A 15,569-nucleotide genomic window follows, 5' to 3' on the forward strand; every position below is an offset into this window, starting at 1 on the left:
CGAGCTTGCCTGCCTGGCAACGATCGCGGCCTCCCGCAAATCTCAGGCCTGCGCCCTTCAGCCCCTTGCCCGTTCGGCGATCAGCTCGCCTTCGGCGCGGTCCGCCTCGGTCACCGACGTCAGGCGCTTGAGGCGGCGGGCGAACCAGGCGTTGAGGTCGTCCATCGAGGTGAACATGACCGGCACCACGACCAGGCTGAGCAGAGTCGAGGTGACCAGGCCGCCGATTACCGCCACCGCCATCGGCGCGCGGAAGCTGGCGTCCGCACCGATGCCGACCGCCGCCGGCACCATGCCGGCAACCATGGCGATCGTCGTCATGATGATCGGCCGGGCGCGGGTCATGCCGGCCTGCATCAGCGCCTCGCGGCGCTCCATGCCCTGGGCACGGCAGTCGATGGCGTAGTCGACGAGCAGGATCGAGTTCTTGCAGACGATGCCCATCAGCATCAGGATGCCGATTGTCGACGACAGGTCGAGCGCGGCCCCGTAGAGCAGCAAGGCCAGTGCGGCACCACCCAGCGACAATGGCAGGGCAATCAGGATGGTGATCGGCTGCAGGAAATTCCTGAACAGCAGCACCAGCACCGCCATGACCATCAGGATGCCCGCCACCAGCGCCAACGCGAAGCCACGGAACATCTCGCCCATTTCTTCCGAGGCGCCGTATTTGACGTTCGTGACGCTGGCCGGAAGGTTCTTCAGCAACGGCAGCGCCTCGACGGCCTTCATCGCGTCGCCGATCGTCACGCCGTTCAGGTTGGCCTCGACGGCCACCATGCGCTTGCGGTCGAGGCGCTCGACCTTGCCTTCCTCGGCACCGAAGTCGATGTCGGCCACCGACGTCAGCGGCACCACGGCGCCGCCATCGGTGCCGACCCTGAGGTTGCGCAACGTCTCGAGGTCGCCCCGCGCCGACTTGTCGAGCAGCACGCGGATCGGCACCAGCCTGTCGCCGAGGTTGAACTGCGCCGAATTGGCGTCGGTTTCGCCGAGCGTGGCGATGCGGGCCACGGTGCCGAGCGACACCACGGACACCCCGAGGCGGGCCGCCTCGTCCATGCGCGGCCTGACCAGCAGTTCGGGCGCCGTCGGAGCCTGGTTGGACAGGACGTTGGCCAGCTGCGGCAGCTTGCGCATCTCTTCTTCGAGCTGGCGCGCCGCCATATTCAGCTCTTCCGGGTTGTTGCCGGCCAGGAATATCGACAGCTCCTTGCCGCCGGTGTCGGAGGAAAAGCTGAACTGGATATCCGGTATGCCTGCCAGGATCGGCAAGGCCGACAGCTCGAACTCCTTGCGGTTGAGTTCGCGCTCGCCGCGCGGCACGAGCCGGATGACCAGGGTCACCTTGGTGGCGTCGCCAGTGACAGCCAGCACACTTGCCACTTCCTTGCGCTCTTTCAGCTGCTTGACGATCTCGTCGGCAACACGCGCGGTCTCCTCGAGCCTGGTGCCCGGGGGAAGCGTGATGTTGGCCTCCGAAATATTGCTGTCGGTACCGGGAACGAAGCCGGTCGAAAGCTGGGTCAGCAGGAACACCGAGCCGGCAAAAAACGCCGCGACCAGCGCGAACGTCGTCTTGCGGTGGTCGAGCGTCCAGCCGAGCACGGCGAGATAGCGCAGCGACATCCGCGAGGGTTGGGCGGCGTGATGGCCGGCAGGTTTTGGCTGCAGCAGATAGGCCGCCATCAGCGGGGTCAGCAGGCGCGCCACGACCAGCGAGATCATCACGGCGACGGCAACGGTGATGCCGAACTGCCGGAAATACTGGCCGACGGCACCGCCGATGAAGCTGACCGGCGCGAAAACAGCGACGATGGTCAGGGTCGTTGCAACGACCGCCAGGCCGATGGCGTCGGCCGCCTCGATCGAGGCGAGGTATGGTCGCTTGCCCATGTCGACATGGCGCTCGATGTTCTCGATCTCGACGATGGCGTCGTCGACGAGGATGCCGATGACCAGCGTCAGCGCCAGCAGGCTGACGCCGTTCAGCGTGTAGCCAAGCAGATCCATGACAGCGAAGGTGGGCAGGATCGACAGTGGCATGGCGACCGCCGCGATCAATGTGGCGCGCCAGTTGCGCAGGAACAGGAACACCACAAGGACGGTCAGGGCAGCGCCCTCGACCAGTGCGGTTACCGCGGCGTTGTAGCTTTCCAGCGTGTATTCGACGTTGGAGATCACCTCGTTGAAGGCAACGCCTGATGTCCGCGCGGAGATTTCGCCCAAGCGCTTGGTCACCGCGTCGGCAACGGCAGTGTCGCTATAGCCCTTGGCGCGAAAGACGGAGAAGCCGACAACAGCTTCGCCGTTGTAGCGCGCGAAGCCGCGCGCCTCGGTCGGTCCGTCAGTGATCGTGGCGATGTCGCTGAGCTGCACCCAGCGTTTGCCCGGAAGGGACACCGAAAGGCTGAGCAGCTGATCGAACGAGGTGACGCTGCCGAGCGTACGGATCGACTGCTCCCTATCGCCGATCTCACCACGCCCGCCGGGGACGTTGACGTTGATGCCGCGTAGCGCCGTATTGACCTGGTCCGCCGTCACGCCGAGCGCCAGCAACCTGTCGGGGTCGAGCGAGACGGTGATCTCGCGATTGACGCCGCCGAGGCGCTCGATCTTCTGGACGCCGGGCACGGCGAGAAGCTCGCGGCTGACCATGTCTTCGACGAACCATGACGCCTCGAGCACCGACATGTTGGGCGCCTGCATGGTGAAATAGAGGATCGCTCCACCTTCAACATCGACGCGCGAGATGATCGGCTCCTGGATCGACTGCGGCAGGTCGGACCTGATCTGGCCGACAGCCTCGCGGACGTCGTTGGTGGCGCGGTCGGGGTTGACGCCGATCTTGAACTCGACGGTGGTCGTCGACACGCCGTCCTTGATCGTCGAGCGGATGTTCTTGACCCCGGCGAGGCCTGAGATGGATCCCTCGACGCGGCGGGTGATCTGGCTCTCCATCTCGGCGGGCGCAGCACTTGGCTGCGTCACCGCGACGGTTACGATCGGAAATGACAGGCTCGGGTTGGCGTTGACCGGCAGGCGCATGAAGGCTGCGATGCCGGCCAGCGTCACCACCACGAACAGGACGATTGTGGGCACCGGCTTGCGGATCGCCCAGGCGGATATGTTGCTGATCATGGCCTGACACTTCCGGTCTTGGCACCGATGTCGGTGGTGGCGACCTCGTCGCCGTCGCGCAGCGAGGCGCCGGCCTTGGCGACGACGACGTCGCCATCCTTGAGGCCGGCGCGGATTTCCAGCCTGCCATTGTTGCGCATGCCGGTCTGGACCGGGCGCAGGTCGACCTTGCCGTCTTCGACCACAAAGACGGCGGTCTTGTCCTTGCCGCCATAGACCAGTGCCGAATCGGCGATGACAATCGCCTGGCGCTTCGCCACCACGACCACGGCGCGGGCGAAAGCGCCGGGGAACAAGGCGGTATCCGTCTCGAAGGCGATGCGTGCCACGCCGAGACGGGTGTCGCGGTCGATCTTCGGCGAGATCAGCCTGACCTTGCCCGGGATCTTGCCGTCCACGCCCGGCAGGCTGACCGAGGCAGCCTGGCCGACAGCCAGTCGCGGCAGCTCGCGTTCGGGAATCTCGGCGGCGAGTTCGACTTCGCCATCGCGGATCAGCCTGATCAGCGGATCCGACCCGGTCAGCGCGCCGGCATTGGCGTGGCGTTCGGACACGACGCCTGCAACAGGAGCGACGATGACGTTGCGCTCAACCAGCCGGCGGGATTCGGTGAGCTGGGCCTCGGCCTGGTCAACCTCGCCCTGCGCCAGGGCGACACCCTCGCGCTCGACGGCCTCGGTCGATGCACGGTCGGCATAGCCCTGCGCCGACAGCGCGCCCGACTGCTTGAGCGGCGTCGCGCGCTGTAGTGCTGCCAAAGCCTGCGCAGCCTTGGCCTGCTGCTGGGCGAGTGCCGCATTGGCCCGCGCCAGACGGCCTTCGCTCTCGCGCAGCTGGTTGTCGCGCATCGCCGTGTCGAGCCGGACCAGGATCTGGCCGGCCTCGACGCGGTCGCCGACCTCGACATCAACGCTTGATATGCGTTGCTCCTGGAACGGCGCGCCGACGGCGACTTCCTCGCGAGCCGCAAGGATGCCGGTGAACGACAGCGTCCATTCGGTCATGTCGCTGGCAACGACGAAGGTCGACACCAGGCGCTTTGCGGTTTCGGTCTGCACCGCGGCGTTGGCGGCGCCGTCGGCTGCCGCAGGCATGACCGCGCTTGCCAGCAGCGCCACGGCAACGGCCGCGATCCCTGCATGGCGGTGAAGGTAGTGCGTCATTTGTACAAACTTTCCACAGTCAGATGTCTCCGAAGAACGGCGGCCGCCGGCATCCTCCCAGCCAACGTACCATTATTCGATTGATCAATCTAATATTTGGGCCAGACCCGTTTTCATGATCTGCCAAATGACAGGGGACCATTGCAGCAATCTGTCGTGACGCCTGCTGCCGGCCATTTTTGCATCCGCAGCTTGAATTTCCCTTGGCAAGGCTGATCGAAAGGTCATTTGCCGAGTTAGATTTACCCCAGCGCATGCCATGCGCATCACTTCATGACGCGCATGTCCGACTACTTCGACAGGGCTGGACAGATCAGGGTCGATGCGTGGATATAACGAACAGTTCGAGGGCCGATTCTTGGCAATGACTGCGGACGTAATCGCCAGCCACCCCGCGCTGCAGGAGTTCATCCGGCGGCAGTCGCAGGCATTGCTGATGGCCTACGAGGCCGATCCCCGGCAGTCGTCCGTCTTCGCCACCCAGCAACGCTGGCTGATGGGCCATATCGGCTTCGCCCTCTACTTCAACCGGGAAGCCGGCGAGCCAGGGCTGCTGACGTCGCGCTTCCTCGACATGACCCAGGCCCATGCGGTGGCGAGCCGCAACACCGCCGACGCCTTCCTCAAGGAACTGCTCAATTACTGCTATATCGAATATTGCCCCGAGACCGACGACCGCCGGGCACGGCCGGTGCGTCCGTCGCAATCGACGATCGATGCCATACACGGCTGGGTCATGGTGCATCTGGCGACGCTCGACGGCCTCGACGGCGGCCAGCGCCTGGCCACCTACCTGGCGACACCAGACGGCCTTGCCCGCATCGAGCCGCTGATCTGCGACGGGCTGTTGTCCTCGCATGCCATCCGCGAGCCGGCCAACACCTTCTCTCTGTTCACCTGGCTCAACAATGGCGGCATCATCATGGAACGGCTGATCGCCGGGCTGGAAGAAGCCACCACCGATGCCGAGCAGCTGTCGACGAACATCACCTCGATCGCCGAAATGGGCCTGTGGCTGCAGCTTTCGCGCTCGCATCTCGCCCGCAAGTTGCGCGAAGCGGAAGCACTCGGCAGCATCGGCTGGCGCGGCAAGCGCGGCAGCTCAGTGATGTGGGTTTCCAGGGGATTCCTCGACGAAATCGCCGCCGCACAGGCAGCGAAGCTCGCCGTGATCGACGCGGCGTACGAGGCCTCGCTCGCCCCCGAAATCGGCTAAACACCTGCAATAACGGCCGAAATTCCCCCCAATAATAGTCAGTCTCTAACAATTGACCCCTTTTTTTGGCGGGCATAGGGTCCCGCTCATCCCGGCGCTTGGGGTTTTAGGGCGGGCGCCGGAGCTGAACTTAGCAGCCGATGTGAACTGCGCCGACAGCACACCTGTCGCGGCGCCGGCGGAGCCTTGCGCGCCACCGGCTGCCGGTTTGCGTCCGCGATCCGGGGAATATCACGTGAGCAGCATTCGCAGCCGAAATGAAGCAGCACGGCATGACCATGCAACCAGGGATCGCTCCGCGCCGTCCCGGTATGGCATCTACCGCGCCGCGCTTTTGACCTGCACAGCACTCGTGGCGCCGCTGGTGATGACCGCCGCCATAGGCCCGGCTGTTGCCCAGACCACGGGTGCAGACGGCGGCAATGGCGGCAACGGTTCCGGCACCCGAGCCGGAGGTACCGGCATGGGTGCAGTGCTAGCGTCGGGCGGCGGCGGCGGCGGCGGCGGCCAGTCGGGCAACGGACAGCCTTCCGGCACCAATGGCGGCAACGGCGGGACCAACGGCTTCGGCGGCGGCGGCGGCGGCGCTGCCGACAGCGGTGCTGGCGGTGGCGCCGGCTATAACGGCGCTGGCGGCGGCGGTGGTGGTGGCGGCGGCGGCGCGGGGCTGGTGGTCAACTCGGGCAACGTGACCGTCAGTCAGAACTCGGCCGGCGGCAAAGGCGGCAAGGGTGGTTACGGCGGCGTCCAGATTGGCGGCACCTCGATCGCCGGCGGCGGCGGGGGCGGCGGCGGCGGCAGCGGCATTGTCATCGGCGGCACCAGCGGTTCGACAACCGTAACGGTTGGCGCCGGCGTGTTCGTGCGTGGTGGCCTGGGTGGTGAGGGGGAAGCCGGCAACTCCAATGGCGGTCCAGGTGGAACACTGTACCCACGCGATCATGGCGGCGGCGGCAGTGGTGGCCATGGCATCTCGGTCACCGATCCGAATGGCGCAACGATCATCGTCAATGGCGATGTCACAGGTGTCGAAGGCGCCGCCGGCGGCGGCTGGAATGGCAACAGGGCGGCGAGCGGCGCCAGCGGTGTCGGTATCCGCGGCCAGAACCTGAACATCACAATCGGCACCGCGGGCGCGATCAGGCGCACGCTCAGCGGGCAGGACGCGATCTACATCACAGGCGGCACCAACAGCATCAACAGCCTGGGCTCCGCCCCCAACCAGGGCACGGTGCAGGGTGCGATCCATCTCGGCGCCGGCGTCACGACGATCTCGGGCACCTATTCCTACGGCACCAGGCCGACCTGGGTCCTGATCGACGGCGGCGCCGAAATGAAGGTGCAAGGAGCCAGTTCCGCCAACAATGCCAGGTCCATCTACGACCTCAAGAACTATGGCCTCGTCACCGTCGACACGGGCAGGTCACTCAGCCTGGATATGGGCACGAACTTCGCGACGATGAACATCGCCTCGGGTGCAACGCTCGAAACGACAAATGGCGGCTTCGTCAACAACGGCACCATCAATGTCGCCGACACCGGCACTGTCAACGCTGCCGGCGGATGGACGAACGAAACCGGCGCGACGCTGAACTTCAACGGCCGGGGCATGCTGTCGGGCGGCTGGGGCCAGTTCGTCAACCGCGGCACCGTCAACGTCAAGGCCGGCGACGTTACCGCCAGCAACGTCACTTTCGATAACACTGGAGGAAGGCTGTCGCTGTCGGGCGGCAACCTGACCGGCGTCGGCGAACTGACTAACGGCGCGGGCGGCACCATCGACATCAGCGCGGGGCGCACGTTTTCGCTCGCCACCCTGACCTCGACCGGCGGCAGCGCCACTGGTGCCGGCACCATCGATGCGTCAGTTGCCTTCAACTTCAATGCCGGGTCCTACGCGACAAAACTCACCGGCACGGCAGTGCTCAACAAGATCGGCTCAGGTACCGCCACCCTGACCGGTACCAACACCTACACCGGCGGCACCAACCTCTCGGGCGGCACGCTGTCGGTGGCTTCAGACGCCAGCCTCGGCAACGGCGCGCTAAGCTTCACCGGTGGTACGCTGAATGCCACCGCGTCCTTCGCCACCGGCCGCGACGCGACCCTCGGCGCCAGCGGCGGCGGGCTTTCGGCTGACGCCGGCATCACGCTGACCTATAACGGCCTGCTCAGCGGCGCTGGCGCGCTGAGCACATCAGGCGACGGCACCGTGGTGCTCGGCGCCGCCAACACCTATGCCGGCGGCACCGCGGTCAACACCGGCACGCTCAGGCTCGGCACCGGTGGCAGCCTGCTGTTCGGCAAGGATCTTTCCGTCGCCGCGGGCGCCACCTTCGACCTCAACGGCAAGGCCCAGACCATCGGCAGGCTGACCGGCACCGGCGCGGTCGCGCTCGGTACGGGTACCCTGACCGTCGGCCAGGGCGGCGTCACCTCGACCTTCGCGGGCGCAATCTCGGGCAGCGGAGCGCTGGTCAAGACCAGCATTGGCCAGCTCACGCTCGCTGGCGCCAACACGCACAGCGGCGGCACCATCGTGAGCGGCGGAGAATTGCGGATCGGCGACGGCGGCTCGACAGGGTCCCTCGCCGGCAACATCGAGCTGGCAGATTTTACCACACTGACGTTCAACCGTGCCGGCACGCTGACCGTCGACGGCGTCATCTCCGGCACGGGCACGGTGGCGCAGGCTGGTTCGGGCACGACGATCCTCACCGCCGACAACACCTTTACCGGCACCACCGTGATCGGCGTCGGCACGCTCCAGCTCGGCAATGGCGGCACCAGCGGCTCGGTCCTCGGCCCGATCCAGAACAACGGCACGCTGGCCGTCAACCGTTCCGACACCTATGAACTCGCCACCGGCATCTCCGGCAGCGGCGGCTTCAGGCAGAGCGGCACGGGCAAGACGATCCTGACCGGCCTCAATTCCTTCACCGGCGGCATCGCCGTGAATGCCGGTACCCTTGGCGTCCGCAACGCTTCTTCGCTCGGCGGCGCTTCGAACGCCATCGATGTCGCGGCCAACGCCACGCTCGAGATCGACGGCGAAATGATGTTCAAAGCGCGCGCGCTGCGACTCAATGGCACCGGCGCCAACGGCAAGGGCGCCCTGCACACGATTTCCGGCGAAAGCAGTGTCGAGGCCCAAGCCAGCCTGAGCGGCACCGCGCTGGTCCTGACGGAAGCGGACACCGGCTTCATATTCTTCGGCGGCGTCGACGGCAACGGCCACCGGCTGACCATCGACGGCAGCGGCCGAACCGGCATCTGGGGCCTGAGCGGCACCGGCACCGCGCTTGTGAAAACCGGCTCCGGCAGGCTCCTCATGCGCGGGCCCAGCACTTACACAGGCGGCACTTACATCGATGGCGGCACCGTCGAGGTCGACGGAAGCGGCGGGCTCGGCACCGGCACCGTCACCTTCGGCGGCGCAGCAACCCTGCACGGCGCCAACGCCTGGCTCGAGAATGCTTTCGATCTCGATGCCGTGGCCACGTTCGACACCGACACCTACCTGCTGCTCAACGGCGCGATCAGCGGTTCGGGCAGCCTCGTCAAGACCGGGTCGGGCGAGCTGACCCTCGATGGCATCAACAGCTACACCGGCGGAACGACAATCTCGGCGGGCAAGCTTGTCCTCGGCAACGGAGCGCCCGCCACGCTCGGCAGCGGCGCCATCATCAACGACGCGATGCTGGTTCTCAACCGGGAGGGCGACTTCACGCTCGGCAACAGCTTCTCGGGCACGGGCACGCTGGAGAAGCGCGGCAACGGCACCGCGACGCTGTCCGGCGCCAATACAATGTCCGGGACCGCGACCCTGCTCGGTGGAACGCTGCAGATTGGCGATGGCTCCTCAGGCGGCGGCATCGGCAGCAGCTCGGTCGTCGCCCAGAGCGGCACCACGCTCGCCTTCAACAGGTCGAACCAGGTGACCTTCGCAGGTGTCCTGTCGGGCGATGGCGGCCTCGCGCAGAAGGGCAGCGGCACCACGATCCTGTCGGGCGAGAACAGCTATGCCGGCACCACGAAAATCACTGGCGGCACGCTCCAGGTCGGCGATGGCGCCACATCAGGCAAGCTGGGTTCGGGCAACGTACAGAACGCCGGCACCCTTTCCTTCAACCGCACCGACATCGTCACCGTCGCCAACGCCATCTCGGGCACCGGTACGTTCGAGCAGGCCGGCTCCGGCACCACCATTCTCACGGGCACCAGCAGCTACACCGGCGTGACCAGGGTTTCCGCCGGCAAGCTGGTCGTCAACGGCTCGATCGCGTCGTCCTCCAGCGTCACGGTCGATGCCGGCGCGACCATCGGCGGCAGCGGCACCATCGCCGACACCACGATCTACGGCACGCTCTCGGCCGGCAACAGCCCAGGCACGCTGACCGTCGATGGCGACCTCACCCTCGATGGTGGCTCCACCAGCATCTTCGAGCTCGGCACGCCAGGCGTTGTCGGCGGCCCGACCAACGACCTCGTCGTCGTCAATGGCAACCTGACGCTCGGCGGCACGCTGGAGACGCCCGACGCAGTGACCGGCTACTACCGCCTGTTCAACGTCTCGGGCGTGGTCACCGGATCGTTCCCACACGTTGCCAACCGACGCCTTCATCAGCACCGCGGTCGCCAATCAGGTCAACCTGCTCATCCGCAACAACAACCAGCTGCTGCAGTTCTGGGACGGCTCGGATACTGCAGGCAACGGCACGGTCGACGGAGGCACCGGCACCTGGAACGCGTCGAACGGCAACTGGACCGGCGCGCCAGGAGAAGCCACCATCAACGAAGGCTGGCGCGGCGAGGTCGGCGTGTTCGCCGGCACGGCCGGCACGGTCAACGCCTACGGCACGCTGGCCTTCCAGGGCCTGCAATTCTCGACCACCGGCTACCAGCTCGTCGGCGGCATCCTGGCCCTATCGGGCAATCCCTACGGCAACGAGCGGGCAAGCTTCATCAACACCGACAACGGCGTTACGGCGACCATCGGCTCCGTCATCGCCGATGGCGACATGACCGAACTCGACAAGCTCGGCCTCGGCACGCTGATCCTGACCGGCGACAACACCTACACTGGCAAGACCACCATTTCGTCGGGCACCTTGCAGCTCGGCGATGGCGGCTCGTCGGGCTCGGTCGCCGGCGACATCGTCAACAACAGCGTGCTTGCCTTCAACCGCTCCGACGACGCGCTCGTCATCGGTGGCTACATCGGCGGCACCGGACGCGTCGAGCAGAACGGCACCGGCACCACCACCCTGACCGGCGCCAACTATTACACCGGCGGCACCACCATAAACGCCGGCACGCTGCAGCTCGCCAATGGCGGCTCGATCAAGGGCGACGTGCTTAACAACGGCAAGCTGGTCTTCAACAATACGGAGGCCAACGGCGAGTTTACCGGCGACATCACCGGCACCGGCAAGGTGACCCTCACCGGCAACAGCATCGTCCTGATGAGCGGCGACATCAGCCACTCCGGCGGCACCACCATCGACAGCGGCAGCGTCCTGCAGATCGGCAAATCGGAGACGAGCGGCACGCTGTCCGGCAAAGTCAGCAATTCCGGCACGCTTGCCTTCGACAGGTCGGACGACAGCTCCTTCGACGGCGACATGTCAGGCTCGGGCGACTTCAAGAAGTACGGCACAGGCAAGCTTACCCTGTCGGGCGACAGCAGCGGCTATGACGGCATCGTCTACTCGCTTGCCGGAACGTTGCGGCTTGAAAACGGCCTCGCCGCCGGCACCGGCTACATCATGATGTTCGGCGGCGTCCTCGACTACGGCGCCGATATCGAGCTTGCCAACATCATGACCCTGCAGCAGGACAACACCCTGCTGTCGGTCGCATCCGGCACCGCCACGCAGTCGGGCGTCATCCTGGCGGGCGGCGGCGTGCCACGCGCCGTCGAAAAGACCGGCGCCGGCACCCTCATCGTCAAGGGCATGCAGAATGGCATCGAGACCACGGTCAGCGAAGGCACGCTCAAGGCGGGAAATGCGGATGCCTTCGACCTCACGAGCGCGATGACGGTCAAGACCGATGCCACGCTCGACCTCGACGGCTACGACCAGCGGATCGGCTCGCTGGCAGGCGCTGGTTCGGTCACGCTCGGCGTGGCCAGGCCGCTCTGGGGCTCGCCACAAGAAGTCACGCTGACGACGGGCGGAAACGACGCCTCGACCATTTTCTCCGGCTCGATTTCCGGCGCCGGCAACCTGTCCAAGGTCGGCACTGGCGTCTTCACCCTGAGCGGCACCAACAGCTACACCGGCAAGACCTGGCTCGATGGCGGCACCCTCAAGGCCGGTGCCACCAACAGCTTCTCCTCGGCCAGCGCGGTTGAAGTCGCCAGCGGCACGGAACTCGATCTCGACGGCTTCGACCAGGTCATCGGATCTCTCGCCGGTGCGGGCACGGTTTCGCTTGGCGCCGGCACACTGACCACAGGCGGCAACAACGATTGGACCGACTTCTCCGGCGTCATCAACGGCACCGGCGGCCTGACCAAGAAGGGTTCTGGCACCTTCACACTGTCAGGTTCCAACACATACACCGGCGCAACCAAGATCGACGCCGGCACGCTGAAGGCAGGGGTTGCGAACACGATCGCATCGGCCAGCGCCGTCAGCGTCGCCTCAGGCGCCACCTTCGACCTCGACGGCCACAGCCAGACCATCGCCTCGCTGGCCGGCGCCGGCAACGTCAAGCTTGGAGCCGGCACGCTGTCATCGGGCAACGGCGACGACACCGAATTCCTGGGCGTCATGTCGGGCACTGGCGGCTTTACCAAGCAGGGCAACGGCAAGCAGACCATGTCAGGCGAGAGCACCTACACGGGTGCGACCTCGGTCAAGGCAGGCGAGCTCCAGGTCAACGGCAAGCTCGGCAACACCGCCGTCACCGTGGACAGCGGCGCGACGCTGTCCGGCTCGGGCACTGTATCGGGCAGCGTCGAAGTCTCCGACGGCGGCCATATCGCCCCCGGTGCCGGCAAGGGCACGCTGACCGTCGGCTCGCTCAGCCTGTCCAGCGGCGCCAATCTCGACTTCGAACTCGGCGCCCAGAGCGACCGTATCGACGTCAACGGCGACCTCATCCTCGACGGCAAGCTCAATGTCAGCGGCGGCAACGATTTCGGCGCCGGCGTCTATCGCTTGATCAGCTATGGCGGCTCGCTGACCGACAATGGCCTGGTCATCGGCACCGTTCCCGGTGCCTTCCAGGCCAGCGACCTCACCATCCAGACGCAGATTGCCCAACAGATCAACCTGATCAACACCGGTGGTACAGCGCTCGCCTTCTGGGATGGCGGCGCCAGTGGCAATCTCAACAACGGCACCGTCGACGGCGGCGACGGCACATGGAGCGCCGCAAGCGGCAACTGGACCCGACAGGACGGCGCCTTCAACGCGCCAATGGCGCCGCAACCGGGCTATGCCATCTTCCAGGGCACCGCCGGCACGGTGTCCGTCGACGACAGCCATGGCGCCATATCGGTCACCGGCATGCAGTTCGCCACCAGCGGCTACGTCATCAAGGGCGACGCGATTGGTCTTCATGATGCCGCCACCACTATCCGCGTCGGCGACGGCACGGTTTCGAGTGCCGGCACCACGGCGACGATCGAATCCGAGCTCACCGGCTCGGGCGGACTGGTCAAGGACGATTACGGCACGCTCGTGCTGAGCGGCGACAACAGCTACACCGGCGGCACGACCATCAAGGGCGGCACGCTGTCGATCTCCTCGGACGGCAATCTCGGGGCTGCCTCGGGCGGGCTCACCTTCGTTGGCGGCATCCTGACCAACACCGCCGCCATGACCACCGCGCGCGACATCGAGCTGCGTTTGGCGGGCGGCACGTTCGACACCCAGGCGAGCCTCACCGCCTCGGGCACGATCTCCGGCCAGGGCAAGCTAACCAAGACCGGCTCGGAAACGCTGACGTTGACCGGCACCAACAGCTATGTGGGCGGCACCAGGATCAGCGCCGGCACGCTGCAGATCGGCAGCGGCGGCACGGCTGGCTCCATCATCGGCAACGTCGAGAACAATGCCGTGCTTGCCTTCAACCGCTCCGACCTGTTGACCTTCGCCGGCGCGATCTCCGGCAGCGGCGCGGTCAAGCAGATCGGATTGGGCAAGACGGTCCTGGCGGGCACCAACAGCTACACCGGCGGCACGATCATCTCCGCCGGCACGCTCTCCGGCTCGGCCACCAGCTTCGGCAGCGGCGCGATCCTCAACGACGCCGCCCTCATCATCGACCAGGCCACCGACGCCAGCTTCGCCAATGCAATCAACGGCACCGGCAGCTTCACCAAGTCGGGTGCAGGCGCGCTCACCTTGACCGGCACCAGCCTGCTCTCAGGCGACACATCGGTCAGCGCCGGCAAACTCTCAGTGAATGGCTCACTCGCCAAGTCGGCGGTGAGGGTCGCCTCGGGCGCCACCCTCGGCGGCAGCGGCATTATCGGCAAGCTCACGGCGCAGGCGGGTTCGACCGTCAATACAGGCAGTTCGATCGGCACGCTCTCTGTCGCCGGCGACGCCAGCTTCGCCGCCGGCTCGACCTTCCAGGTTGATGTCGACACGACCAAATCGGACAGGCTCTCGGTGGCCGGCAAGGCGACGCTCTCGGGCGGCACCGTCCAGGTGCTGGCTGGCAGCGGCAACTACGCGCCGTCGACGCAGTACACCATCCTGACCGCGGCAACCGGTGTGCTCGGCCAGTTCACTTCCGTCACCAGCAACCTCGCCTTCCTGACCCCGACGCTGACCTACACCAGCAACGCCGTCGGCCTGTCGCTCGACCGCAACGACATCAAGTTCACCGACATCGCCGCGACCCGCAACCAGTTCGCCGCCGGCGGTGCGGCCGACAAGCTGGGCAACAAGCACGCGATCTACAAGGCCATCGTCAATCTCGACAAGGACGCGGCGCGCAAGGCCTTCGACGCGCTGTCGGGCGAGGTCCACGCCTCGGTCAGCGGCATGCTCGTCGAGGACAGCCGCTTCCTCGCCAGTGCCGCCAACGACCGTATCCGCGCGGCCTTCGGCGACATCGGCACTGCAGCCCTGCCCGTCATGGCCTATGGCCCCGACGGTCCCGAGATCGCCGAGGCGACGACCGAGCGTATGGCATTCTGGGGCCAGGCCTATGGCTCCTGGGGCAAGACCGGCAGCGACGGCAACGCGGCAGCGTTCGGCCGCACCACCGGCGGCTTCATCGGCGGTCTCGACGCCGGCATCGGCGACAACCTCCGCGTCGGTACCTTCGCCGGTTACAGCAATGGCAGCTTCGATGCCGACGACCGCGCGTCCTCGGGCAGCAGCAGCGCCTACCATGCCGGCGTATTCGCCGGCGGCCGGTGGGAGGCCTTCAGCCTGCGCGCCGGCGCCGCCTACAGCTGGACCGACATCGAAACCAGCCGCACCGTTGCCTTTGCCAACTTCAAGGACAAGCTGACCGCCAGCTACGACGCCGGCACCACCCAGATATTCGGCGAGGCGAGCTACCGGCTGCAGACGGGCGACGCGATCGTCGAGCCCTTCGCAGCGCTTGCCTACATCAACGTCAAGACCGACGGCTTCACCGAGAAGGGCGGCCAGGCAGCGCTGACGGCCGACGCCTCGACCACCGAGACGACGTTCACGACGCTCGCCGTCAGGGCCAGCACCGACATCGCCATCCGCGGCATGGATGCCACGCTGCACGGCATGGCCGGCTGGCGCCACGCCTTCGGCGACGTCACCCCGCTGACCTCGGTCGCCTTCTCAGGCGGCGGCGCCTTCACGATCGCCGGCGCGCCGGTCGCGAAGGACGTGGCGATCGTCGAAGCCGGCCTCGACCTCGCGCTCACCCCTGATGCCAAGCTCGGCGTCGCCTATACGGGCCAGTTCGGTTCCGGCGTTGTCGACCAGAGCTTCCGGGCCAATCTCGGCGTGCAGTTCTGAACAAAGGGGCGGCGCCACACGCCGCCCTGACTACCGCAAGTTTGTCCATGCTTGAGAAATACCGGCATGACGATGCTG

At 66.4% G+C, this 15,569-nt stretch carries 4 protein-coding genes and 1 pseudogene; 3 read left to right on the forward strand and 2 right to left on the reverse strand.

The genetic code is table 11. From position 1 onward, the window contains the following. Positions 1 to 57: 57 nt before the first annotated feature. Positions 58 to 3,141, reverse strand: coding sequence for an efflux RND transporter permease subunit (locus ACHMW7_RS28310; RefSeq protein ID WP_395448666.1), 3,084 nt, complete (start codon positions 3,139 to 3,141; stop codon positions 58 to 60). Continuing rightward, a complete protein-coding gene (locus ACHMW7_RS28315) occupies positions 3,138 to 4,304 on the reverse strand; it encodes an efflux RND transporter periplasmic adaptor subunit (protein WP_395448667.1) in 1,167 nt (388 codons plus the stop codon). The genes ACHMW7_RS28310 and ACHMW7_RS28315 overlap by 4 nt, the downstream gene beginning before the upstream one ends. Positions 4,305 to 4,668: 364 nt before the next feature. Between ACHMW7_RS28315 and ACHMW7_RS28320 the strand changes: the two genes are divergently transcribed. From ACHMW7_RS28320 to ACHMW7_RS28330, 3 genes and pseudogenes are all read left to right on the forward strand, one after another. Further along, entirely contained in the window at positions 4,669 to 5,520 is an 852-nt protein-coding gene (locus tag ACHMW7_RS28320) for a hypothetical protein (RefSeq protein WP_395448668.1), read from the forward strand. Between the two features lie 1,609 nt (positions 5,521 to 7,129). Then, positions 7,130 to 9,751 (forward strand): annotated as a pseudogene (locus tag ACHMW7_RS28325) (autotransporter-associated beta strand repeat-containing protein); the annotation flags it as partial. Between the two features lie 373 nt (positions 9,752 to 10,124). Then, the gene (locus tag ACHMW7_RS28330; protein ID WP_395448669.1) at positions 10,125 to 15,491 is read left to right on the forward strand and encodes an autotransporter-associated beta strand repeat-containing protein; all 5,367 of its coding nucleotides are present in this window, start codon (positions 10,125 to 10,127) and stop codon (positions 15,489 to 15,491) included. The last annotated feature ends 78 nt before the right edge of the window (positions 15,492 to 15,569 follow it).

It is taken from the genome of Aminobacter sp. UC22_36, assembly GCF_044056035.1.
Lineage (GTDB): Bacteria > Pseudomonadota > Alphaproteobacteria > Rhizobiales > Rhizobiaceae > Aminobacter.